Consider the following 23,417-nt stretch of genomic DNA (forward strand, 5'->3'; position numbering starts at 1 on the left):
TATGGATGCTGGCTGTGCCGGCCCCATCGCGGGCAAGCCCGCTCCCACAGTGGCTCTGGATGCACACAGACCCCGCATACACCTACAAAGTTTGTGGGAGCGGGCTTGCCCGCGATGGGGCCGGTACATTCAACATCGACGGTGCCTGACACATCACCATCGCGAGCAGGCTCGCCCCTATAGATCCTACAGACCCCGGACTTCGTCGACGCCGCGGTTGGCCAATTGGTCGGCACGTTCGTTGCCTGGGTGGCCGATGTGCCCGCGGACCCATTTCCAGGTCACGTTGTGGCGGTTGACCTGCTCGTCCAGCAGTCGCCACAGGTCGGCGTTTTTCACCGGTTCCTTGGCCGCGGTTTTCCAGCCGCGCTTTTTCCAGTTGACCATCCACTCGTTGATGCCTTTCATCACGTACTGCGAGTCCGTCACCAGCAGCACGTCGCAGGAACGCTTGAGCTCTTCCAGGCCGCGAATCGCGCCCATCAGTTCCATGCGGTTGTTGGTGGTATTGGCTTCGCCGCCCCAGAGTTCCTTTTCCACGCCCTTGCAGATCAGCAGTGCGCCCCAGCCGCCGGGGCCAGGGTTGCCTTTGCAGGCGCCGTCGGTGAAGAGTTCTACGCTATCGCTCATGCCAATCTATCCAGAAAATGTCGGTGGCTTGCCGATCAACGACCGACAACGCCTGAGGCCGGGCAAGCCCGGCCGGGAAAATAATGAGGGTGTTACGGATCGCTGTGGCGGCGGTTGACCTTGGCCATCGGCAGTGGAATCAGCTTGCCCATTGGCTCGCGGCGAACCTGACGCACCGGGCGCAGGCCGACTACTATCTTGCGTGCCACCAATAAATAGAAACCACCACCGGATACCTGCCAGTCTCCGGCCTTGCGCTCCCAACCGGCCAAGCGTGTTTGCCAGGCGGGGGATGCGAGCGGCGGACGATAGCACCCGAAGCGGCGTTTCTCCAGCGCGAAGCCCAGCAGGTTGAGCCAGTCGGCAACCCGTGACGGCGAAATACAGCGCGCCTTGCGCAGCCCGTCATGGGCAAACACATGGCGCAGGCCCCAGGTGCTCCAGGGGTTGATACCGATGATCAGCAAATGCCCGCCAGGCCTTACGGCACTGGCCGCTTCGCGCAGCAGGCCATGGGGCGACAGGCAGAAGTCCAGGCCGTGCTGCATCACCACCACGTCGGCGGCGTGTTCGCTGAGGGGCCAGGCCTGTTCTTCGCAGACGATTTCCACCCCCGGCAACGGTGCGCCAAGGCGCACATTACGCTGCACCTGGGGCGCATTGGGTGGAGACTCGGCAGACGGCCCGTAATGCACCAGGTAGCCACCAAAAAAGCGCCCCAACTCGTCTTCGAGCATGCGCCGCTCTTCATTCAGTAGAAATTGCCCCAGGGGACCGGACAGCCACTCGCGGGCCGCGCTGATCAATGCCAGCCAGTCCGGGTCAGCCTGAGCGAACGCTTTATCGGTCATTGCATTCTCCAATGCGCCAGGAAGCTCTAAGATGCACCAATGTTTTCCGCTTGGCGAATCCCGCGATGATACAGATCAGTGCTCTTCCCGCGTTCACCGACAACTACATCTGGTTGTTACAGGATCATCGCAGCCAGTGCTGCGCGGTGGTCGATCCAGGCGATGCCGCGCCGGTCCAGGCCTGGCTGGCCCAACACCCGGAGTGGCGGCTGAGCGAGATTCTGATCACCCACCATCACCATGATCACGTCGGCGGCGTCGAAACCCTGAAGCACGCCACGGGCGCGACGGTCTACGGCCCTGCCAGCGAAAACATTCCCGGGCGCGACGTGGCCCTAAATGACAACGATCAAGTCAGCGTACTCGGTTGGGAGTTTGAGGTGTATGCGGTGCCAGGCCACACCCTGGGCCATATCGCCTATTACCACCACGGCCTGCTGTTCTGTGGCGACACCCTGTTCGCCGCCGGCTGCGGGCGCCTGTTCGAGGGCACGCCGCAGCAAATGCATGACTCCCTCAGCCGCCTCGCCGCCCTGCCCGAGGACACCCTGGTGTATTGCACCCATGAGTACACCCTAAGCAACCTGCGTTTCGCTGTCGCGGTCGAGCCCGACAACCGGCACATAGCCGAGCGATTCGAGAAGGTCTCCCAGTTACGCGAAGCCGGACGCATGTCGTTGCCTTCGACCCTGGCGCTGGAAAAGCTGACAAACCCGTTTCTGCGTACTGGCGTAACATCTGTTAAAGAAAAAATAGACGAACGGAATGGCCCCGATAACCGGGCCCCCAGTGAGGTTTTTGCGGCCCTGCGCGCATGGAAAGATAAGTTCTAAGCAGTGCCACCATAGGCCGAAAAATTCTGAATGGTTGACCGCACCCGGTGCGCTTTCTAGAATCGCCCGACATTTTTGCCCGGAACTTACTTCCAGCCAATGTCGTCATCTATTCGTAAATCCATCCATTCAGACGCATTGACCCGCTTGGCTCAAGCCATCGCGGTGGCTGTGTCCGCCACCCTGGCGGGCTGTAGCAGCACCAGTCAGTTGCCGCAAACCGACGCGGCCCACACCTTATCCGTACGCACCAAGCAAAAACCGATCTGGCTCAGCGAGAAGCCCGCCCCGGAAATTCCCCAGGATGTCTGGGAGCGCATGCGCCAGGGCTTCCAGCTGCAAGATGGCCTGGGCGTCAACCCGCGCATCGAGCAACAGCGCTTGTGGTTCGCCAGCAACCCGTCCTACCTGGAAAGCGCCGGCGAGCGCGGCAGTCTGTACATCCACTACATCGTCGAACGCCTCGAAGAACGCAACATGCCGTTGGAACTGGCCCTGCTGCCAGTCATTGAAAGCTCCTACAACCCGATGGCCTACTCGCGTTCCCATGCCGTTGGCCTGTGGCAGTTCATTCCGTCCACCGGGCGTTACTTCAACCTGCGCCAGACCCGCTTCTACGATGGTCGTCGCGACATCACGGCCTCCACCACGGCCGCGATGGACTACCTGACCAAGCTGCACGACATGTTCAACGGCGACTGGCTGTTGGCCCTGGCGGCCTACAACGCCGGCGAAGGCACGGTCAGCCGGGCCATCGAGCGCAACGAAAAGCTCGGCCTGCCCACCGACTACTGGAACCTGCCGTTGCCGGCAGAAACCCAGGCCTACGTGCCCAAACTGCTGGCCCTCTCGCAAGTGGTCCTGGCGCCCGAAGCCTACGGCGTGAACCTCAATCCGATCGCCAACGAACCCTACTTCGAAGTCGTCGAGATCAACCAGCGCATGGACCTGTCCAAGGTTGCCGCGGTGGCCAACATCGACGAAGACGAACTGTTCCAGCTCAACCCGGCCTTCAAGCAACGCACCACCATCGACGGCCCTCAGCACCTGCTGGTGCCAACGTCCAAGGCGCAACTGCTGACGACCAGCCTGTCGACCATGAAACCCGAAGAGCTGATCAGCAAGCGTTCGCTCAAGCCGGTGTTCGAAGGCGCAGACAGCCCGGCGCTGGCTACGGCCAAGCGTAACTATCGGGTCAAGCGCGGCGACAACCTGACCTCCATCGCCAAGGCCAACCGGGTCGACGTCAAGGACCTGCAGCGCTGGAACAACTTGACCGGCAAGAACCTCAAGGCCGGCCAGACCCTGGTCATGCAGGACACCCGCAAGCGCAGCACCGGCCGCACCACTACGGTGCTGGCCGCCAACACCAAGAAGCAGACCCAGTACAAGGTCAAGCAAGGCGACTCGCTGTACATGGTAGCCAAGCGCTTCAACGTCGAGATGCAACACCTCAAGCGCTGGAACCCGCGCGTTGGCCAGGCACTCAAGCCTGGGCAGATGCTGACGGTCTCCTCGCCACGCTGAGCCCCCTTGCCTGCGATGGTCGCCAACGATGACGCGTACATCCTGAATCACCGCGTTGTTCTTTAGTGCATCGCTGGCAAGCCAGCTCCCACAGTTTCTACCGCAAACCTTGTGGGAGCTGGCTTGCCAGCGATCGTCGTCAACGATGGCCCGTGTTGCGTGGGAGAACCTTGAACCCTACCTTTTTCCTGCCCATACAAGCTGTTACTGTACGAACCATGTAGCCCAAGCCGCCTGGATCGGATCTCTGACTTGAAGCGTCCCCTGCCCCTGTTCCTGATCAGTCTGGCCTTGAGCTTCCCCGCATGCGCGACGATCAGCGAAAGCCATGGTTATGCGCAGTTCGGCACACTCAAGTACCCGACACGTTTCACCCACTTCGACTGGGTAAACCCGCAAGCGCCCAAGGGCGGTACGTTGCGGCTCATGGCCTTTGGCACGTTCGACACCCTCAATCCCTACACCTTCAAGGGCACCAGCCCGGTCGCCACGGCTAACTTCCTGCAGTACGGAATCAACGAGTTGAACGAACCGTTGATGGTCGGCACCGGCCAGTACGCGCCATCAGGGGACGAACCGGCCTCCAGCTACGGCTTGATCGCCCAGTCCGTCGAGTACAGCGAGGACCGCAGCTGGGTGGTGTTCAACCTGCGGCCCGAAGCACGCTTTCACGATGGCCAGCCGATTACCGCCCGCGACGTGGCCTTTTCCTACCGACTGCTGCTCAAGGAAGGCCATCCGCGTTACCGCACCAGCCTGCAGGAAGTGCAGCGGGTGGATATCCTCAACCCCCTGCGCATCCGCTTCGTGTTCAAGCGGGCGGGCAACCCGTTGCTGATCCTGCGCCTGGGCGAGTTGCCGGTATTGCCCCAGCATTACTGGAAAGGCCGCGATTTCAAGGCCACCACCTTCCAGGCGCCGCTGGGCAGCGGGCCGTACCGCATCACCCGGGTGTCGCCAGGCCGGCAGTTGCTGTTCGAGCGAGTGAAGGATTACTGGGGCAAGGACTTGCCGGTCAATCGCGGCAAATACAACTACGATCGCGTCGAAGTCGAGTTCTATCGCGACAGCGATGTGGCGTTCGAAGCCTTCAAGGCCGGCGAGTTCGACATCTACATCGAGCACCAGGCGAAAAACTGGGCCAATGGCTACAACTTCCCCGCCGTACGCCGTGGCGAGGTGGTCAAGGCGCAGATCGAGCACCAGATCCCGACCCAGACCCAAGGCCTGTTCATGAACACCCGGCGCGCCTCGTTCGCCGACGCCAAGGTGCGCGAAGCCCTGGGCCTGATGTTCGACTTCGAATGGACCAATCGCACCCTGTTCAGCGGCGCCTACAAACGGGCCATGAGTTTCTACCCCAACAGTGAGTTTGCCGCCACCGGCCTGCCGGTGGGTCACGAGTGGCTGATGCTCTCGCCCTATCGCGAGCAGTTGCCCGCCAAGCTGTTCACCATGCCCTTCAGCCTGCCACAGACCGATGGCCGCGGGATTCCCCGCGACACCCTGCGCCAGGCCCTTGGCCTGCTCGCCGAGGCCGGCTGGAAGCTCAGTGGCCAGCGCCTGCAGAACGCCGCCGGCCAACCGCTGCGCCTGGAGATCCTACTGGTCAATCCGAACCTGGAGCGCATTCTCCAGCCCTACACGGAAAACCTCGCCAGCATCGGCATCGACGCCCGCCTGCGCACCGTCGACCGGGCCCAGTACAAACAGCGCCTGGACCAGTTCGATTTCGACATGATCCTGATGACCCTCGACCAGACCCTGAGCCCGGGCCTGGAGCAGTGGCAGTACTTCCACTCCAGCCAGGCCAAGGTCAAGGGCAGCAAGAATTACGCCGGCGTGGCCAACCCGGTGGTCGACCACCTGCTGGAACAACTGCTCGCCGCCCAATCCCGTGACGCGCAACTGGCCGCCGGCAAGGCCCTGGACCGGGTGCTGCTGTGGCAGCACTACATCATTCCCAACTGGTACATCAATTATCATCGCCTGGCGTACCGCAACCGGTTCGCCTTCGTCACCACGCCGCCCTATACGCTGGGGCTCAACGCCTGGTGGCTGAAGACTTCGGAGAAAGCCCAATGATGCCTTTGCGTACCCTGCTGGGCCTGGTCTTCGCAGGACTGGCCTGCGTCGCCCAAGCGGCCCCGCAACATGCCCTGACCCTGTACAACGAGCCACCCAAGTATCCGGCTGACTTCAAGCACTTTGCCTACGTCAATCCCGACGCGCCCAAGGGCGGGATCTTCCGCCAGGCCGGTTTCGGCGGGTTCGACAGCCTCAACCCCTTCATCAGCAAGGGTGTGCCGGCCGACAACATCGACCTGATCTACGACACTCTGGCCCGCCAGAGCCTGGATGAACCCTTCACCGAGTACGGACTGCTGGCCGGCAAGATCGAAAAGGCCCCGGACAACAGCTGGGTGCGTTACTACCTGCGCCCCGAAGCCCGCTTCCATGACGGTCATCCGGTGCGCGCCGAGGACGTGGTCTTCAGCTTCCAGACCCTGATCAAGGACGGCGCGCCCCTGTTCCGCGGCTACTACGGCGACGTGGCAGAAGTGATCGCCGAAGACCCGCTGCGGGTCCTGTTCAAGTTCAAGCACAACAATAACCGCGAGCTGCCACTGATCCTTGGCCAACTGCCGGTGCTGCCCAAGCACTGGTGGCAAAACCGCGACTTCAGCAAGGGCAACCTCGAGGCGCCGTTGGGCAGCGGTCCGTACCAGGTCAGCGAGGTCAAGGCCGGGCGTTCGATCCGTTATCAACGGGTCAAGGACTACTGGGGCAAGGACCTGCCGATCAACCGCGGCTTCTACAATTTCGACACCCTGAGCACCGACTACTACCGCGACAACACGGTGGCACTGGAGGCACTCAAGGCCGGACAGTTCGATTACTGGCTGGAAATGACCGCCAAGAACTGGGCCAACGCCTACAACATTCCCGCCGTCACCGAAGGTCGGCTGATCAAGGAGCAGATCCCCAACGGCAACCCCACCGGCATGCAAGGTTTCGTCTACAACCTGCGCCGCCCGGTGTTCCAGGACGTGCGAGTGCGCCAGGCCCTGAGCCTGCTGCTGGACTTCGAATGGACCAACAAACAACTGTTCAACGGTGCCTACGCCCGCACTCGCAGCTACTTCGAAAATTCGGAAATGGCCGCCAGCGGCCTGCCGGATGCCGAGCAACTGGCGATCCTCGAACCCTTGCGCGGCAAGATCCCCGACCAGGTGTTCAGCCAGCCCTTCGAGAACTCGGTGTGTGACGGCAGCGGCATGATCCGCGCCCAGCAGCGCCAGGCCTACCAACTGCTGCAGGAAGCCGGCTGGCGCATCGTCGACGACAAGATGGTCGACACCACCGGTAAACCGGTGAGCATCGAGTTCCTGCTGGCCCAGACCGAATTCGAGCGGGTCCTGCTGCCGTTCAAGCGCAACCTCAGTGACCTGGGGATCGAGCTGGTGATCCGCCGGGTCGATGTGTCCCAGTACATCACCCGCGTGCGCTCACGGGACTTCGACATGGTGGTCGGTAGCTTCCCGCAGTCCAACTCACCGGGCAACGAACAGCGTGAGTTCTGGAAATCGGAAAGTGCCGACAAGCCCGGCAGCCGCAACACCATCGGCCTGAGGGACCCGGCCATCGACCAACTGGTGGAAGAACTGATCAACGCCGATTCACGCCAGAGCCTGGTGGCCCACGCCAGGGCGCTCGACAGAGTGCTGCAATGGGGCTATTACGTGATCCCCAACTGGCACATCAAGACCTGGCGCGTGGCGTACTGGAACCACATCGGCCACCCCAAGATTTCGCCGGCCTATGACATAGGCATCAACACCTGGTGGATCAAGCCCGATGCCAAGCCCGCGATCGAGGTGCTGACCAACGAGCAAACCGAACCTGCAGGCGTGGAGCAATAAGATGCTGGCGTACATATTACGGCGACTGTTGCTGATCATCCCGACCCTGTTCGGCATCCTGTTGATCAACTTCGTGATCATCCAGGCGGCCCCCGGCGGCCCTGTGGAGCAGATGATTGCCAAGCTCGAAGGCTTCGAAGGCGCCACCAGCCGGATTGCCGGTGGCGGCGCGGAAGTCTCGGTGGCCGGTTCCAGCTACCGTGGCGCCCAGGGCCTGGACCCGGCGCTGATCAAGGAAATCGAGCACATGTACGGTTTCGACAAGTCGGCGCCGGAACGCTTGTGGATCATGGTCAAGAACTACGCCCGCCTGGATTTCGGTGAAAGCTTCTTTCGCGACGCCAAGGTCATCGACCTGATCAAGGAAAAGATGCCGGTGTCGATCTCCCTCGGGCTGTGGAGCACCCTGATCATGTACCTGGTGTCGATCCCCCTGGGGATCGCCAAGGCCACCCGCCACGGCAGTCACTTCGATGTCTGGACCAGCTCGGCGATCATCGTCGGCTACGCGATCCCGGCGTTCCTGTTCGCCATCCTGCTGATCGTGGTGTTCGCCGGGGGCAGCTACCTGGACTGGTTCCCCTTACGCGGCCTGACGTCGAACAACTTCGACGAATTGAGCTGGAGTGGCAAGATCCTCGACTACTTCTGGCACCTGGCGCTGCCCGTCACGGCGCTGGTGATCGGCAACTTCGCAACCATGACCCTGCTGACCAAGAACAGCTTTCTCGACGAAATCAACAAGCAATATGTGGTCACGGCCCGGGCCAAGGGCCTGACCCGTCATCGGGTGCTCTATGGCCACGTGTTCCGCAACGCCATGCTGCTGGTAATCGCCGGATTCCCCTCGGCCTTCATCGGGATCTTCTTCACCGGCTCCCTGCTGGTGGAGGTGATCTTCTCCCTCGACGGCCTCGGCTTGATGAGTTTCGAGGCGGCGATCAACCGCGACTACCCGGTGGTCTTCGGCACGCTGTTCATCTTCACCTTGCTCGGCCTGGTGGTGAAACTGATCGGCGACCTCACCTACACCCTGGTCGATCCGCGCATCGACTTCGAAACCCGGGAGCATTGAGATGAACCTGTCCCCTCTCAACCGCCGGCGTTTCGAACTGTTCAAGGCCAACAAGCGTGGCTGGTGGTCGCTGTGGCTGTTCCTGATCCTGTTTGGCCTGAGCCTGGGCGCCGAACTGATTGCCAACGACAAGCCGCTGGCGGTGCATTACGACGGCGGATGGTACTTCCCGGCACTCAAGCGCTACCCGGAAACCACCTTCGGCGGCGAGTTCCCGCTGGAAGCCAACTACAAGAGCCCCTACATCCGCGAACTGCTCAAGGCCAAGGACGCCTGGACCCTGTGGGCGCCGATCCCCTTCAGCTACCAGAGCATCAACTACGACCTGAAAGTCCCGGCCCCGGCCCCGCCCTCGGCGGATAACCTGCTGGGCACCGATGACCAGGGCCGGGACGTGCTTGCGCGGGTGATCTATGGCTTTCGGGTGTCGGTGCTGTTCGCCCTGACCCTGACCGTGCTCAGCTCGATCATCGGCGTTATCGCCGGGGCCCTGCAGGGTTTTTATGGCGGCTGGGTCGACTTGCTGGGCCAGCGCTTCCTGGAAATCTGGTCGGGGTTGCCGGTGCTGTACCTGCTGATCATCCTCGCCAGCTTCGTGCAGCCCAATTTCTGGTGGCTGCTGGGGATCATGCTGCTGTTTTCCTGGATGAGCCTGGTGGACGTGGTGCGTGCCGAGTTCCTGCGTGGACGCAACCTGGAGTACGTGCGCGCCGCCCGGGCGCTGGGCATGCAGAACGGGGCGATCATGTTCCGCCATATCCTGCCCAACGCCATGGTCTCGACCATGACCTTCATGCCGTTCATTCTCACGGGCGCCATCGGCACCCTCACCGCCCTGGACTTCCTCGGCTTTGGCCTGCCACCCGGCGCCCCGTCCCTGGGTGAGCTGGTGGCCCAGGGCAAATCCAACCTGCAGGCACCCTGGCTGGGCATCAGTGCCTTTGCCGTGCTGGCGGTGATGCTCAGCCTGCTGGTATTTATCGGCGAGTCCGCTCGCGATGCCTTCGACCCGAGGAAGTGAAATGAATCAGGACAATCTGATCGAAGTGCGCGACCTCAGCGTCGAGTTCGTGGTTGGCGAACACCAGCAGCGCGTGGTGCAAGGCGTCAGCTTCGACATCAAGCGCGGGGAAACCCTGGCCCTGGTGGGCGAAAGTGGTTCGGGCAAGTCGGTCACGGCGCACTCGATCCTGCGCCTGCTGCCCTACCCCCTCGCTCGTCACCCCACAGGGACCATCCAGTACGCCGGACACGACCTGCTGAGCCTGAAAGAGAAAACCATCCGCCACATCCGCGGTAACCGGATCGCGATGATCTTCCAGGAGCCCATGACCTCGCTGAACCCGCTGCACAGCATCGAGAAGCAGATCAACGAAGTGCTCGGGATCCACAAGGGCCTGACCGGCAAGGTCGCGACCCGGCGCACCCTGGAGCTGCTGGAGCTGGTTGGCATCCCCGAGCCGCACAAGCGCCTCAAGGCGCTGCCCCACGAATTGTCCGGCGGCCAGCGCCAGCGGGTGATGATCGCCATGGCCCTGGCCAACGAGCCGGAATTGCTGATCGCCGACGAACCGACCACCGCGCTGGACGTTACCGTGCAGTTGAAAATCCTCGAATTGCTCAAGGAGTTGCAGGCGCGCCTGGGCATGGCGCTGCTGCTGATCAGCCACGATTTGAACCTGGTGCAAAGAATTGCGCATCGGGTATGTGTCATGCAGCGCGGTTGCATCGTCGAACAGGCATCCTGCGAACAATTGTTTCGCGCGCCGCAGCATCCGTACACCCGTGAGCTGTTGGCCGCGGAGCCCAGCGGGCGGCCTGCAACCAATGAAATCGGGCCGCCGTTGCTGCAAGTCGAGGACCTGAAAGTCTGGTTTCCGATCAAGAAAGGCTTCTTGCGCAGTACGGTCGATTATGTGAAAGCGGTGGATGGCATCAACTTCAGCCTGCCCCAGGGCCAGACCTTGGGTATTGTCGGCGAGAGTGGTTCGGGAAAATCGACCCTGGGCCTGGCGATTTTGCGCCTGATCGCCAGCAAAGGCGCGATCCGCTTTGCAGGCAAGCAGTTGGACGGTTTGACGCAGCAGCAGGTCAGACCGCTGCGGCGGGAGATGCAGGTGGTCTTCCAGGACCCCTTCGGCAGCCTGAGCCCACGCATGTGCGTGAGCCAGATCGTCGGCGAAGGCTTGCAGATCCACAAGATCGGTACGCAAGCCGAACAGGAGCTGGCTATCATTGCAGCCCTTGAGGAGGTAGGACTGGACCCGGCCACCCGGCACCGCTACCCCCATGAATTTTCCGGCGGGCAACGGCAAAGAATCGCCATTGCCCGGGCTTTAGTGCTAAAACCGGCGTTGATTTTGCTGGACGAGCCGACTTCGGCTCTGGACCGCACCGTGCAACGCCAAGTGGTTGAACTGCTGCGCAGACTGCAAAGCAAGTACAACCTGACGTATCTGTTTATCAGCCATGACCTGGCTGTGGTGAAAGCGCTGAGCCACCAACTGATGGTGGTCAAGCATGGCCAAGTGGTCGAACAGGGAGACGCGCAAGGTATCTTTGCCGCCCCCCAACATCCGTATACACAGCAGTTGCTGGAAGCCGCTTTCCTGGCACCAGCCACTGCGCAATAACCTGAAAGAGGAGCAACACATGGGTTTTCTCGCCGGTAAGCGCGTACTGATCGTCGGTGTCGCCAGCAAGCTGTCCATCGCATCCGGCATCGCTGCCGCCATGCATCGCGAGGGCGCTGAGCTTGCCTTCACTTATCAGAACGACAAACTCAAGGGTCGCGTCGAAGAGTTCGCACAAGGCTGGGGCTCGAGCCCTGAACTGTGCTTCCCGTGCGACGTGGCCAGCGATGAAGAAATCGCCAAGGTCTTCGAAGCGCTGAGCAAAAAGTGGGACGGCCTGGACTGCATCGTGCACTCCGTCGGCTTCGCCCCGGGCGACCAACTGGACGGCGACTTCACCGAAGCCACCACCCGTGACGGTTTCCGCATTGCCCACGACATCAGCGCCTACAGCTTCGTAGCCCTGGCCAAGGCTGGTCGCGAAATGATGAAAGGCCGCAACGGCAGCCTGCTGACCCTGTCGTACCTGGGTGCCGAACGCACCATGCCGAACTACAACGTGATGGGCATGGCCAAGGCTTCCCTGGAAGCAGGCGTGCGTTACCTGGCCGGCTCCCTGGGCCCGGACGGTACCCGCGTAAACTGCGTATCGGCTGGCCCGATCCGCACCCTGGCAGCTTCGGGCATCAAGAACTTCCGCAAGATGCTGGCCGCCAACGAAGCGCAAACCCCGCTGCGTCGTAACGTCACCATCGACGAAGTCGGCAACGCCGGCGCGTTCCTGTGCTCGGACCTGGCATCCGGCATCAGCGGCGAAATCATGTACGTGGACGGCGGCTTCAACACCACCGCCATGGGCAACATCGAAGAGTAATCTTCGCGCGGCACGAAAAAACCGCCACGATCGGCTAATACCGATCCTGGCGGTTTTTTTGTGCCTTGGGCCTACCTCTTGGCGATCGCCGCCGATGCCGCCAGCATCGCCCGCAGCAACACCGCACAACCCGCCGCCAGATCCTCTGGCGTGGCGTTTTCGATTTCGTTGTGACTGATGCCGCCCTCGCACGGCACGAAAATCATCCCGGCCGGGCCCAGTTCGGCGAGGAAGATCGCGTCATGCCCCGCGCCACTGACAATATCCATATGGGACAGGCCCAAGCCCTGGGCCGCGCCGCGTACGGCCTCGACACAGCCTTGGTCGAAGTACAACGGAGGGAAATCGGCGGTCGGCGTCAGCTCATACGTCAGGCCGTGCTCCTGGCAGGTGCTGTCGATCACCTCGCGCACCTCGGCAATCATCGAGTCCAGGCGCGCCGGCTGCAGGTGCCGGAAGTCCAGGGTCATGCGCACCTCGCCGGGGATCACGTTGCGCGATCCCGGATAGGCTTGCAGGCAACCGACGGTGCCACAGGCGTGGGGCTGATGACCGAGGGCCGCGCGATTGACCGCTCCGACTATCACGGCGGCCCCCACCAGGGCGTCCTTGCGCAGGTGCATCGGCGTTGGCCCGGCGTGGGCCTCGACACCGCGCAGCTTGAGGTCGAACCATTTCTGCCCCAGCGCCCCCATCACCACACCGATGGTCTTGCGCTCGTCCTCCAGGATCGGCCCTTGCTCGATGTGCGCTTCAAAGTAAGCCCCCACCGCATGCCCGCTGACCTGGCGCGGTCCGGCATAACCGATCGCGTTGAGTGCTTCACCGACCGTCACCCCCTCGGCATCGACCTTGGCCAGGGTTTCTTCCAGGGTGAACTTTTCGGCAAACACCCCGGAACCCATCATGCACGGGGCAAATCGCGAGCCTTCCTCGTTGGTCCAGACCACCACCTCCAGTGGCGCCTCGGTCTCCACCCCCAGGTCGTTGAGCGTGCGCAGCACTTCGACCCCGGCCAGCACGCCAAAACAGCCGTCGAACTTGCCGCCGGTGGGTTGGGTGTCGATGTGGCTGCCGGTCATCACCGGTGGCAGGTCCGGGTTGCGCCCGGGGCGACGGGCAAAAATGTTGCCGACGGCATCGATGCTCACGCTGCACCCAGCGTCCTCGCACCAGCGCACAAAGATGTCCCGGGCCTGACGGTCAAGGTCGGTCAGGGCCAGGCGACAGACACCGCCCTTGACCGTGGCGCCGAGCCTGGCCAGCTCCATGAGCGACTGCCACAGGCGGTCGCGATTGATGTGCTGATGGTTCGATTGCAGAACGTCTACGGCCGCGTTCATGGGGATCTCCTCAGGCTGTTATTGTTTTGTCAGGTGTCAGGCACATGCTCCGCTCTGTGGGAGCGGGCTTGCCCGCGATGAGGCCAGCAGTCATACCGCCGATTTCGCAATGGAAGGGTTGGGCCGCATCGCGCACAACCCGTAGTAAATCAGGCCTCCCAGGGCCGAACCAGTGAACCAGCCGTAGCTGTAGAACCAGCTGAACGCATCGCTGCCCAGGGACAACAGGGTCAGCACCACCGGTACGCCGAACGCGATGAAACCGAACCAGTTCCACGCCGGGTACACGTCATCGCGGTACAGCCCCGCCAGGTCCAGTTGCTGTTTCTTGATCAGGAAATAGTCCACCACCATGATCCCGGCGATCGGTCCAAGCAAGCTCGAATAACCCAGCAGCCAGTTGGAATACACCGATTCCAGGCTGATCTCGGAGACAATCCAGCCCAGTTTTTTCAGCAGTTCATGGCCCATCAGGGCCAGGCCCACCAGCCCTGTGAGCATCACCGCCATGGTCCGGTTGATCAGCTTGGGCGCCAGGTTCTGGAAGTCATTGGTCGGCGACACAATGTTCGCCGCGGTGTTGGTGGACAAGGTGGCAATGATGATCAAGGCCATGGCCAGCGCGACCCAGAGCGGGCTCTGGATGTGGCCGATGAGGGTCACCGGATCGGACACTGTCACCCCCACCAGTTTTTCCGAGGCGGCGGTCAGCACCACGCCCAGGGCGGCGAACAGGAACATGGTCAGCGGCAGGCCGATGATCTGCCCGACGATCTGGTCCTTCTGGCTTTTTGCGTAGCGGCTGAAATCCGGAATGTTCAACGATAGGGTGGCCCAGAAGCCGACCATGGCGGTCAAACCGGCGAAAAAGTAACTCCAGACGCTGGCGCCTTCCGGCCGTTTGGGCGGCTGCGCCATCAACTCGGTCAGGGAAACGTTCGGCATGGCCCACACCAGCAGCCCCAGCCCCACCAGCACCAACAGCGGCGCCGATAGGGTCTCCAACCATTTGATCGACTCGGCCCCACGCAGCACCACCCACAGGTTCAGGGCCCAGAACACCATGAAGCCAATAACCTCGCCGGTGCCGCCGAGGGATTTCCAGCCCTCGAAGATCGAGCCCAGAAACAGATGGATTGCCAGCCCGCCGAACATGGTCTGGATACCGAACCAGCCACAAGCGACCAGGGCGCGGATCAGGCAGGGGACGTTGGAGCCGATCACCCCGAAGGAGGACCGCAGCAATACCGGGAACGGAATACCGTACTTGGTCCCGGCAAAGGCATTGAGGGTCAGCGGAATCAGGACGATGACGTTGGCCAGCAGGATCGCCAGCAGTGCTTCGCCGACGCTCAGGCCGAAGTACGCTGTCAGCACCCCGCCCAGGGTATAGGTCGGTACGCAGATCGACATGCCGACCCACAGCGCGGTGATGTGCCATTTGTTCCAGGTGCGCTCATGTACCTTGGTCGGGGCAATGTCGTGGTTGTACCTGGGGCTGTCGAGGACGTCACTGCCGGCGTCCAGTTCGTACAACCCGTCGCGCTCGGTGACCTGGGATCTGTTCTGTTGCATGGCCGCTCCACTGTTCTTTTGATTATTTTGCTCATCGGGCTGGCCAACGGAGTAACCGCGAGCCAAACGATGGCCGGAGAACTGACAACTTTTACCTTCCGACCAAGGTGTCAGCGGCGGCAATCAATAAGCGTGCCGCGAAGCGTGCCGCGGACGCTGCCAGGCTTCGGTGCGGATCAGTAAAATCCATGTAAACAACTGATATCTTTTCGTTTTTGTTTCAAAACCAGCCTGCCTGCGACAACTGACCTGCACACTCAGGCTGAATGCCAGGCAAGTTGTCCAACCCGTCAGGACTCATTCTGGTGCGTTATATTTATAGATGAATTTTTCCTTCGCCACAGGCTGACCTCAAATAGCTGATTTCACATGACAAATCTCGACCATATTGGGTTCCTGTCAAGTGCGTCAAAATGGTGAACGGTCGCACCAATATGCGGAATATAAGTTTTATCTATTTATATTCAATGACTTAAGATAGTTATAAGCATATAAAAAATATTCTTGCTCATTCGCCTAACTCCAGCTAGCGTTTAATCCTGACAGCGCTGACAGGAATACAACTTCCTTAGCCTGCTACATATAAAACACTTAGAACTGGCACAAGCCGGTCTTGCCTGCGAGGAACTCGGAATGTCTCTGTTGATCCGTGGCGCCACTGTAATTACCCATGATGAAAGTTACCGCGCCGATGTCCTCTGCGCCGACGGCTTGATCAAAGCCATCGGTAATACCCTGGAAGTTCCCGCAGGCTGCGAAGTGCTCGATGGCAGCGGCCAGTACCTGATGCCCGGCGGCATCGACCCCCATACCCACATGCAACTGCCCTTCATGGGCACAGTCGCCAGCGAGGACTTCTACAGCGGCACGGCCGCGGGCCTTGCCGGCGGCACCACCTCGATCATCGACTTCGTGATCCCCAACCCCCAGCAGTCCCTGCTCGAAGCTTTTCAGCAGTGGCGCGGCTGGGCCGAGAAGTCCGCCGCCGACTACGGCTTTCATGTCGCCATCACCTGGTGGAGCGAGCAGGTCCGCGAGGAAATGGCCGAATTGGTCAGCCAGCACGGGGTCAACAGCTTCAAGCACTTCATGGCCTACAAGAACGCCATCATGGCGGCCGACGACACCCTCGTCGCCAGCTTCGAACGCTGCCTGGAACTCGGCGCCGTGCCCACCGTACATGCGGAAAACGGCGAACTGGTCTATCACCTGCAACGCAAGTTGATGGCCCAGGGCATGACCGGGCCGGAAGCACACCCTCTGTCGCGGCCGTCACAGGTCGAGGGCGAGGCGGCAAGCCGGGCGATCCGCATCGCCGAAACCCTCGGCACGCCGCTGTACCTGGTGCACGTCTCGACCAAGGAAGCCCTGGACGAAATCACCTACGCCCGCAGCAAGGGGCAACCGGTCTACGGTGAAGTGCTGGCCGGGCACCTGCTGCTGGATGACAGCGTCTACCAGCACCCGGACTGGCACACCGCCGCCGGTTACGTGATGAGCCCGCCCTTCCGTCCCCGCGGCCACCAGGAGGCACTCTGGCACGGCCTGCAATCGGGCAACCTGCACACCACCGCCACCGATCACTGCTGTTTCTGCGCCGATCAGAAAGCCGCCGGTCGCGACGACTTCAGCAAGATTCCCAATGGCACGGCCGGCATCGAAGACCGCATGGCGGTGCTCTGGGATGAAGGGGTCAACAGCGGGCGCCTGTCGATGCAGGAATTCGTCGCGCTGACCTCCACCAACACCGCGAAGATCTTCAACCTCTACCCGCGCAAGGGCGCGATCCGCGTAGGCGCCGATGCCGACCTGGTGCTGTGGGATCCACAGGGCACTCGCACCATCTCGGCCAAGACCCATCACCAGCAAGTCGACTTCAACATCTTCGAAGGCAAGACCGTGCGCGGCATTCCCAGCCATACCATCAGCCAGGGCCGGCTGGTCTGGGCCGATGGCGACCTGCGGGCCGAACGGGGTGCCGGGCGCTACATCGAACGCCCGGCCTACCCGGCGGTGTTCGACCTGTTGAGCAAGCGCGCCGAACTGCGCAAGCCGGTGGCGGTGAAACGCTGAGATCCGGGCCCACACAGGCCATACAAAAACCAATGCCCGCCAGAGGCAAACCCTCAAATAACCGTGAGGCCTAGACCGTGATCAATTCCCTGAACCACTTGCCCCATCCCCTTGAGGATGGCGCTACCCTCGCCGGCCACTTCAGCGACCTGGCCCCGCCCCTCACTGCGCGCCAGGCCGAAGTCGAAGCCTCGCGTTGCCTGTATTGCTACGACGCGCCCTGCGTCAACGCCTGCCCCAGCGAGATCGACATTCCCTCCTTCATCCGTAACATCCACCAGGACAACGTCCAGGGCGCCGCGCAGAAAATCCTCTCGGCGAACATTCTCGGCGGCAGCTGTGCCCGGGTCTGTCCGACGGAAATCCTCTGCCAGCACGCCTGCGTGCGCAACAACGCCGAGGAATGCGCGCCGGTATTGATCGGCCTACTGCAACGCTATGCCATCGACAACGCGCACTTTCGCGAGCATCCGTTCCAGCGCGCCGCCGCCACCGGCAAGCGCATTGCCGTGGTCGGCGCTGGCCCCGCCGGGTTGTCCTGCGCACACCGCAGTGCCATGCACGGCCATGAAGTGGTGATCTTCGAAGCCCGGGAAAAAGCCGGTGGACTCAATGAATACGGGATCGCCAAGTACAAGTTGGTGGATGACTTCGCCCAGCACGAACTGGATTTCCTCCTGCAAATCGGCGGCATCGAAATCCGCCACGGGCACAAGCTCGGCGACAACCTGAGCCTCAGCGACCTGCACCAACAGTTCGACGCAGTGTTCCTCGGGCTCGGCCTGGCCGCCAGCAAACAACTGGGCCTGCCCCACGAAGACGCGCCGGGCCTGCTGGCCGCCACCGACTACATCCGCGAACTGCGCCAGAGCGATGACCTCAGCCAACTGCCCCTGGCCGAGCATTGCATCGTCCTCGGCGCAGGCAACACAGCCATCGACATGGCCGTGCAAATGGCTCGCCTGGGGGCCCGTGACGTCAACCTGGTGTACCGCCGGGGCCTGGAGGAAATGGGCGCGACCGACCACGAGCAAGACATCGCCAAGGCCAATCAGGTGCGGCTGATGACCTGGGCCCAACCCGAGGAAGTCTTGCTCGACGCTAAAGGCCAGGTGCGCGGCATGCGCTTCGCCCGCACCCGCCTGGATGAGGGTCGGTTGGTCAACACCGGCGAGACCTTCGAACTGGCCGCCGATGCGATCTTCAAGGCCATCGGCCAAAGCTTCGACGAGCACGCCCTGAGCGATCCGCTGGCCGGCCAACTGCAGCGCCAGGGCGGGCGAATCCAGGTGGACGAGCAGATGCGCACCAGCATTCCCGGGGTCTATGCCGGCGGTGACTGCACCAGCCTCGACCAGGACCTGACCGTGCAAGCGGTGCAGCACGGCAAGCTCGCCGCGCACGCCATACATGCCCAACTCATGCTCAACGTGGAGGCTGCGTAATGGCCGATCTCTCGATTGTCTTCGCCGGCATCAAGGCCCCCAACCCGTTCTGGTTGGCCTCCGCACCGCCCACCGACAAGGCCTACAACGTGGTCCGGGCCTTCGAGGCCGGCTGGGGCGGCGTGGTCTGGAAAACCCTGGGCGAGGACCCGGCGGCGGTCAACGTCTCGTCCCGCTATTCCGCGCACTTTGGCGCCAACCGTGAAGTCATGGGCATCAACAACATCGAGCTGATCACCGACCGCTCGCTGGAGATCAACCTGCGGGAAATCACCCAGGTCAAGAAAGACTGGCCGGATCGCGCCCTGATCGTCTCGCTGATGGTGCCCTGCGTCGAAGAGTCGTGGAAACACATCCTGCCGCTGGTGGAAGCCACCGGCGCCGACGGCATCGAGCTGAACTTCGGCTGCCCCCACGGCATGCCGGAGCGCGGCATGGGCGCGGCAGTGGGCCAGGTGCCGGAGTACGTCGAGCAAGTCACCCGCTGGTGCAAGACCTATTGCTCGTTGCCGGTGATCGTCAAGCTCACGCCGAACATCACCGACATCCGCGTCGCCGCTCGTGCGGCCCATCGTGGTGGGGCCGATGCGGTGTCGCTGATCAATACCATCAACTCAATCACCAGCGTCGACCTCGACCGCATGGTCGCCCTGCCCATGGTTGGCACCCAGAGTACCCACGGCGGTTACTGCGGTTCGGCAGTCAAGCCGATTGCCCTGAACATGGTCGCCGAAATCGCCCGCGACCCGCAGACCCAGGGCCTACCGATCTGCGGTATCGGTGGCATCGGCAGTTGGCGCGACGCCGCCGAATTCCTCGCCCTGGGCAGCGGCGCAGTGCAAGTGTGCACCGCAGCGATGCTGCATGGTTTTCGGATCGTCGAGGACATGAAGGACGGCCTGTCGCGCTGGATGGACAGCCAAGGCTACGCCAGCGTGCAGGACTTCGCCGGGCGCGCGGTGGGCAATACCACCGACTGGAAGTACCTGGACATCAACTACCAGGTGATCGCCCGGATCGACCAGCAAGCCTGCATCGGTTGCGGACGCTGCCACATCGCCTGCGAAGATACCTCGCACCAAGCCGTGGCCAGCCTCAAGCAGGCCGACGGCAGCCACAAGTACCAGGTGATCGACGACGAATGCGTGGGCTGCAACCTGTGCCAGATCACCTGCCCGGTGCAGGACTGCATCGAGATGGTGGCGGTCGATAACGGCAAACCCTTCCTCGACTGGAACCACGATCCGAGGAACCCGTATCACGTTGCCGGGTGAGATCAGCGGGGGGTTATCGCCCCCGCGACCTAGCAGATCTGCTAGCTAGACAACACTGAAGAAGTATCACAGGCTCAGACAAGCTCAACCAACCACAGAGCCCCCTGCCCATGGCCCCTTCATCATTGACGATACTGGCCCGGTATCAATACGACCCACTGGACCGTCTCATGGGCGTGGGACTCCTGGAACGCGCGAGCACGCGACGCTTCTATCAGGAGAACTATCTGGTGACCGAGTTGGACGGCCAGGGGCAACGATCGATCGTTCGCCATGCAGCCCAGCCGTTGGCACAGCAACAAAGCATGGCCGGTGTCAGCGAAACAACGCTATTGGTAACCGATCGAGCACATTCCCTGCTGCAAACCTTGACCGACAACAACCCGCAGCAACTGGCCTACACGGCCTACGGACACCATCCGGCCGAAAGCGCTTTAAGCCATTTACTAGCGTTCAACGGTGAGTGTCCGGACTCAATAACCGGGCACTATTTGTTGGGACAGGGTAAACGTGCTTATAACCCTGTATTGATGCGATTTAACAGCCCGGACGACTTGAGTCCTTTTGGTGAAGGGGGGATTAATTCGTATGCTTATTGCGGAAATGACCCAATCAACTTTCACGATTCCACCGGTAATATGCCTCTGCATGTATTGCCGAACATTAGTCAGCGCGGGACGGTAATCGTCAAAAACCCAAATTACAGGGTACAAAAAACCGCAGGTTCCATAGCTCGGCCTAGCCTTGCAACGAATAATCCAATACTAGATAAAATACTGGATATACCGATCAGGAACAGCATCTCTCGGCTACAGAGTGAGGAGTTTACACACGAACTTCCTGTCACAAAAACCAATACACATAAAGAAAAAGCGCAATACTCCAAAGGTGGCATTTGGCGCAGGAAGCTTACCCGTAGCGCACAAAAATATGACAACTACAAACAAGCAAACACGCCGGGCTTTCAAACGCGGGCCACTAAACACCAACAAAAAAGATGGGAAAAACTGACCCGTAAAATATCAGAACTTACTAGTCAAAGCGGGCCAACCCGCACACTCTGGAAATCTAACGCCGAACTTCGACTTACCGAGAAGCAAATAAAACAGCACAGCGTCGATACTTTTGAACAACAGGCTAGCGCCCAACAAATCAGGCAATAACTTATCCGTGCGCTACGGTTACTACGCATCACAACCTCAGCGCACAGCTCAAGGCTCCAACCCAATCCCCCGCAAGATCACACTCGTCACCGTCTGCACTGCCCGCTCGAACTGCATGTCCGACAGCGGATGGTGCTCGTTGAGAATGTTCACTTGGTGGTCGAAGTCGGCGTAGTGCTGGGTCGAGGCCCAGATCATGTACAGCAGGCTGGAAGGCTCAACCGGGAGGATGCGTTGGTCGTCGACCCACTGGCGGATTTTGGCTTCCTTCATCTTGGCCCAGTCGTACAGGCTGGCGTCCAGCGCCTGGCCCAGGGTCGGTGCGCCGTGGATGATTTCATTGGCCCAGACTTTCGAGCCATAGGGTCGGCTGCGCGAATGGTTCATCTTGGCGCGAATGTAGCTGCTCAGGACCACCCGCGGATCGTCGAACATCTCGAAGCACAGCGCGTCCTGCTTCCACACTTCCAGCAAGTCGAAGAGCACCGCGCTGTAGAGTTCGGTCTTGGTGCTGAAGTAGTAATGCAGATTGGAGCGACACCGCCGAATTCCTGGCATCCCACAAACCTCGAGCGTAATTGAGCGTCCCCACGAACTAGCAGATCTGCTAGCTAGACAACACTGAAGAAGTATCACAGGCTCAGACAAGCTCAACCAACCACAGAGCCCCCTGCCCATGGCCCGTTCATCATTGAAGATACTGTCCCGGTATCAATACGACCCACTGGACCGTCTCATGGGCGTGGGACTCCTGGAACGCGCGAGCACACAGCGCTTCTATCAGGAGAACTATCTGGTGACCGAGCTGGACGGCCAGGGGCAACGATCGATCATTCGCCATGCAGCCCAGCCGTTGGCACAGCGACAAAGCATGGCCGGTGTCAGCGAAACAACGCTACTGGCAACCGACCGTGCACATTCCCTGCTGCAAACCTTGACCGACAACAACCCGCAGCAACTGGCCTACACGGCCTACGGACACCATCCGGCCGAAAGCGCTTTAAGCCATTTGCTCGGCTTCAACGGGGAGTGTCCGGACTCAATAACCGGGCACTATTTACTGGGACAGGGTAAGCGTGCTTATAACCCTGTATTGATGCGATTTAATAGCCCAGACGACTTGAGTCCTTTTGGTGAAGGGGGGATTAATTCGTATGCTTATTGCGGAAATGATCCAATCAACTTTCACGATTCCACCGGTAATGTACGTCTTCGTATGTTGTCGGGCATGAGTTACCGCGGGTCGGTAATCGTCAAAAACCCACAGTACGCGGTACAAAAAACCGCAGGCTCCATAGCTCGGCCTGACCTTGCAACGAGTAATCCGGCACTAAATAAAACGCTGAATACACCGAGCACGAACAGCAGTTCCCGGCCACAGAGTGTGAAGTTCACACAAAAACTTCCTGTCACAAAAGTCAATAAACACAAAGAAAACGTGCAATACACCAAAAATGGTATTTGGCGCAGGGCGCATATCAGAAGCGCACAAAAATATGACAACTACATAGAAGAAAATACGCCGAACTTTGAAACAATGGCCACTCCACGCCAATACAAAAGATGGACAGAGCTGAACAGCAAGATATCAAAACTTACCAGTCTAAGTGGGCCAAACCCTTCACTCAGTCAATCTAAAGACGCCCTTCGAACTATCGAGATGCAAATAAAACAGCACAGCGTCGATACTTTTGAACAACAGGCTAGCGCCCAACAAATCAGGCAATAACTTATCCGTGCGCTACGGTTACTACGCATCACAACCTCAGCGCACAGCTCAAGGCTCCAACCCAATCCCCCGCAAGATCACACTCGTCACCGTCTGCACCGCCCGCTCGAACTGCATGTCCGACAGCGGCTGGTGCTCGTTGAGAATGTTCACCTGGTGATCGAAGTCAGCGTAGTGCTGGGTCGAGGCCCAGATCATGTACAGCAGGCTGGAAGGCTCGACCGGGAGGATGCGTTGGTCGTCGACCCACTGGCGGATTTTGGCTTCTTTCATCTTGGCCCAGTCGTACAGGCTGGCGTCCAGTGCCTGGCCCAAGGTCGGTGCGCCGTGGATGATTTCATTGGCCCAGACTTTCGAGCCATAGGGTCGGCTGCGCGAATGGTTCATCTTGGCGCGAATGTAGCTGCTCAGGACCACCCGCGGATCGTCGAACATCTCGAAGCACAGCGCGTCCTGCTTCCACACTTCCAGCAAGTCGAAGAGCACCGCGCTGTAGAGTTCGGTCTTGGTGCTGAAGTAGTAATGCAGG

18 protein-coding genes and 1 pseudogene are annotated in these 23,417 nt (G+C 60.8%); 13 read left to right on the forward strand and 6 right to left on the reverse strand.

The annotated features are described in order from the left end of the window. Positions 1 to 186 precede the first annotated feature (186 nt). Both rnhA and CKW24_RS14315 read right to left on the reverse strand, forming a co-directional pair. Positions 187 to 630, reverse strand: a complete 444-nt coding sequence (rnhA, locus tag CKW24_RS14310; RefSeq protein WP_095168836.1) for a ribonuclease HI — start codon at positions 628 to 630, stop codon at positions 187 to 189. A gap of 92 nt (positions 631 to 722) precedes the next feature. Then, complete coding sequence (locus CKW24_RS14315; RefSeq protein WP_095168837.1) at positions 723 to 1,481, reverse strand: class I SAM-dependent methyltransferase; 759 nt, start codon at positions 1,479 to 1,481, stop codon at positions 723 to 725. Between the two features lie 65 nt (positions 1,482 to 1,546). On the opposite strand from CKW24_RS14315, the gene gloB reads away from it, so the two are divergent. The 8 genes from gloB to fabI all read left to right on the forward strand — a co-directional run bounded on the left by gloB (position 1,547) and on the right by fabI (position 12,286). Then, a complete protein-coding gene (gene gloB, locus CKW24_RS14320; protein ID WP_095168838.1) occupies positions 1,547 to 2,314 on the forward strand; it encodes a hydroxyacylglutathione hydrolase in 768 nt (255 codons plus the stop codon). Positions 2,315 to 2,413: 99 nt separating this feature from the next. Then, a complete protein-coding gene (locus tag CKW24_RS14325; RefSeq protein WP_095168839.1) occupies positions 2,414 to 3,841 on the forward strand; it encodes a transglycosylase SLT domain-containing protein in 1,428 nt (475 codons plus the stop codon). 252 nt (positions 3,842 to 4,093) lie between these two features. Next, positions 4,094 to 5,926 carry an extracellular solute-binding protein gene (locus tag CKW24_RS14330; protein WP_095168840.1) on the forward strand — a complete coding sequence of 611 codons (1,833 nt, stop codon included), beginning with the start codon at positions 4,094 to 4,096 and terminating at the stop codon, positions 5,924 to 5,926. Then, on the forward strand, positions 5,923 to 7,764 hold the full coding sequence (locus CKW24_RS14335; protein ID WP_095168841.1) for an extracellular solute-binding protein: 1,842 nt from the start codon (positions 5,923 to 5,925) through the stop codon (positions 7,762 to 7,764). Before CKW24_RS14330 ends, CKW24_RS14335 begins: the two co-directional genes overlap by 4 nt. A gap of 1 nt (position 7,765) precedes the next feature. Continuing rightward, complete coding sequence (locus tag CKW24_RS14340; RefSeq protein WP_095168842.1) at positions 7,766 to 8,839, forward strand: microcin C ABC transporter permease YejB; 1,074 nt, start codon at positions 7,766 to 7,768, stop codon at positions 8,837 to 8,839. Position 8,840: 1 nt separating this feature from the next. Beyond that, positions 8,841 to 9,860: an ABC transporter permease gene (locus CKW24_RS14345; protein ID WP_095168843.1), complete on the forward strand. Its 1,020-nt coding sequence runs from the start codon at positions 8,841 to 8,843 to the stop codon at positions 9,858 to 9,860. A gap of 1 nt (position 9,861) precedes the next feature. After that, the gene (locus CKW24_RS14350) at positions 9,862 to 11,472 is read left to right on the forward strand and encodes an ABC transporter ATP-binding protein (protein WP_095168844.1); all 1,611 of its coding nucleotides are present in this window, start codon (positions 9,862 to 9,864) and stop codon (positions 11,470 to 11,472) included. 19 nt (positions 11,473 to 11,491) lie between these two features. Continuing rightward, the gene (gene fabI / locus CKW24_RS14355) at positions 11,492 to 12,286 is read left to right on the forward strand and encodes an enoyl-ACP reductase FabI (protein WP_007910591.1); all 795 of its coding nucleotides are present in this window, start codon (positions 11,492 to 11,494) and stop codon (positions 12,284 to 12,286) included. A gap of 71 nt (positions 12,287 to 12,357) precedes the next feature. Here fabI and CKW24_RS14360 read toward each other — a convergent pair whose 3' ends face one another. Both CKW24_RS14360 and CKW24_RS14365 read right to left on the reverse strand, forming a co-directional pair. Then, positions 12,358 to 13,629, reverse strand: a complete 1,272-nt coding sequence (locus CKW24_RS14360; RefSeq protein WP_095168845.1) for a Zn-dependent hydrolase — start codon at positions 13,627 to 13,629, stop codon at positions 12,358 to 12,360. A gap of 90 nt (positions 13,630 to 13,719) precedes the next feature. Further along, positions 13,720 to 15,204, reverse strand: a complete 1,485-nt coding sequence (locus tag CKW24_RS14365) for an NCS1 family nucleobase:cation symporter-1 (protein WP_095168846.1) — start codon at positions 15,202 to 15,204, stop codon at positions 13,720 to 13,722. Between the two features lie 633 nt (positions 15,205 to 15,837). Between CKW24_RS14365 and hydA the strand changes: the two genes are divergently transcribed. The 4 genes from hydA to CKW24_RS14385 all read left to right on the forward strand — a co-directional run bounded on the left by hydA (position 15,838) and on the right by CKW24_RS14385 (position 21,159). Continuing rightward, on the forward strand, positions 15,838 to 17,277 hold the full coding sequence (gene hydA / locus CKW24_RS14370; RefSeq protein WP_095168847.1) for a dihydropyrimidinase: 1,440 nt from the start codon (positions 15,838 to 15,840) through the stop codon (positions 17,275 to 17,277). A 77-nt stretch (positions 17,278 to 17,354) separates the two neighbouring features. Continuing rightward, a complete protein-coding gene (locus CKW24_RS14375; protein WP_095168848.1) occupies positions 17,355 to 18,722 on the forward strand; it encodes an NAD(P)-dependent oxidoreductase in 1,368 nt (455 codons plus the stop codon). After that, positions 18,722 to 19,996, forward strand: a complete 1,275-nt coding sequence (gene preA, locus CKW24_RS14380) for an NAD-dependent dihydropyrimidine dehydrogenase subunit PreA (protein WP_095168849.1) — start codon at positions 18,722 to 18,724, stop codon at positions 19,994 to 19,996. The genes CKW24_RS14375 and preA overlap by 1 nt, the downstream gene beginning before the upstream one ends. 230 nt (positions 19,997 to 20,226) lie before the next feature. Further along, positions 20,227 to 21,159, forward strand: a complete 933-nt coding sequence (locus CKW24_RS14385) for an RHS repeat-associated core domain-containing protein (protein WP_256585468.1) — start codon at positions 20,227 to 20,229, stop codon at positions 21,157 to 21,159. 48 nt (positions 21,160 to 21,207) lie between these two features. On the opposite strand, the pseudogene CKW24_RS14390 reads toward CKW24_RS14385, so the two are convergent. After that, a pseudogene (locus CKW24_RS14390) lies at positions 21,208 to 21,696 on the reverse strand (TetR family transcriptional regulator C-terminal domain-containing protein); the annotation flags it as partial. A gap of 139 nt (positions 21,697 to 21,835) precedes the next feature. On the opposite strand from CKW24_RS14390, the gene CKW24_RS14395 reads away from it, so the two are divergent. Next, positions 21,836 to 22,888, forward strand: coding sequence for an RHS repeat-associated core domain-containing protein (locus CKW24_RS14395; RefSeq protein WP_095168851.1), 1,053 nt, complete (start codon positions 21,836 to 21,838; stop codon positions 22,886 to 22,888). Between the two features lie 48 nt (positions 22,889 to 22,936). Here CKW24_RS14395 and CKW24_RS14400 read toward each other — a convergent pair. After that, positions 22,937 to 23,417, reverse strand: a 481-nt coding sequence (locus CKW24_RS14400; protein ID WP_095168852.1) for a TetR family transcriptional regulator C-terminal domain-containing protein, incomplete at its 5' end; no start/stop codon positions are given.

The organism is Pseudomonas sp. Irchel 3H3 (assembly GCF_900187635.1).
Classification (GTDB): domain Bacteria; phylum Pseudomonadota; class Gammaproteobacteria; order Pseudomonadales; family Pseudomonadaceae; genus Aquipseudomonas.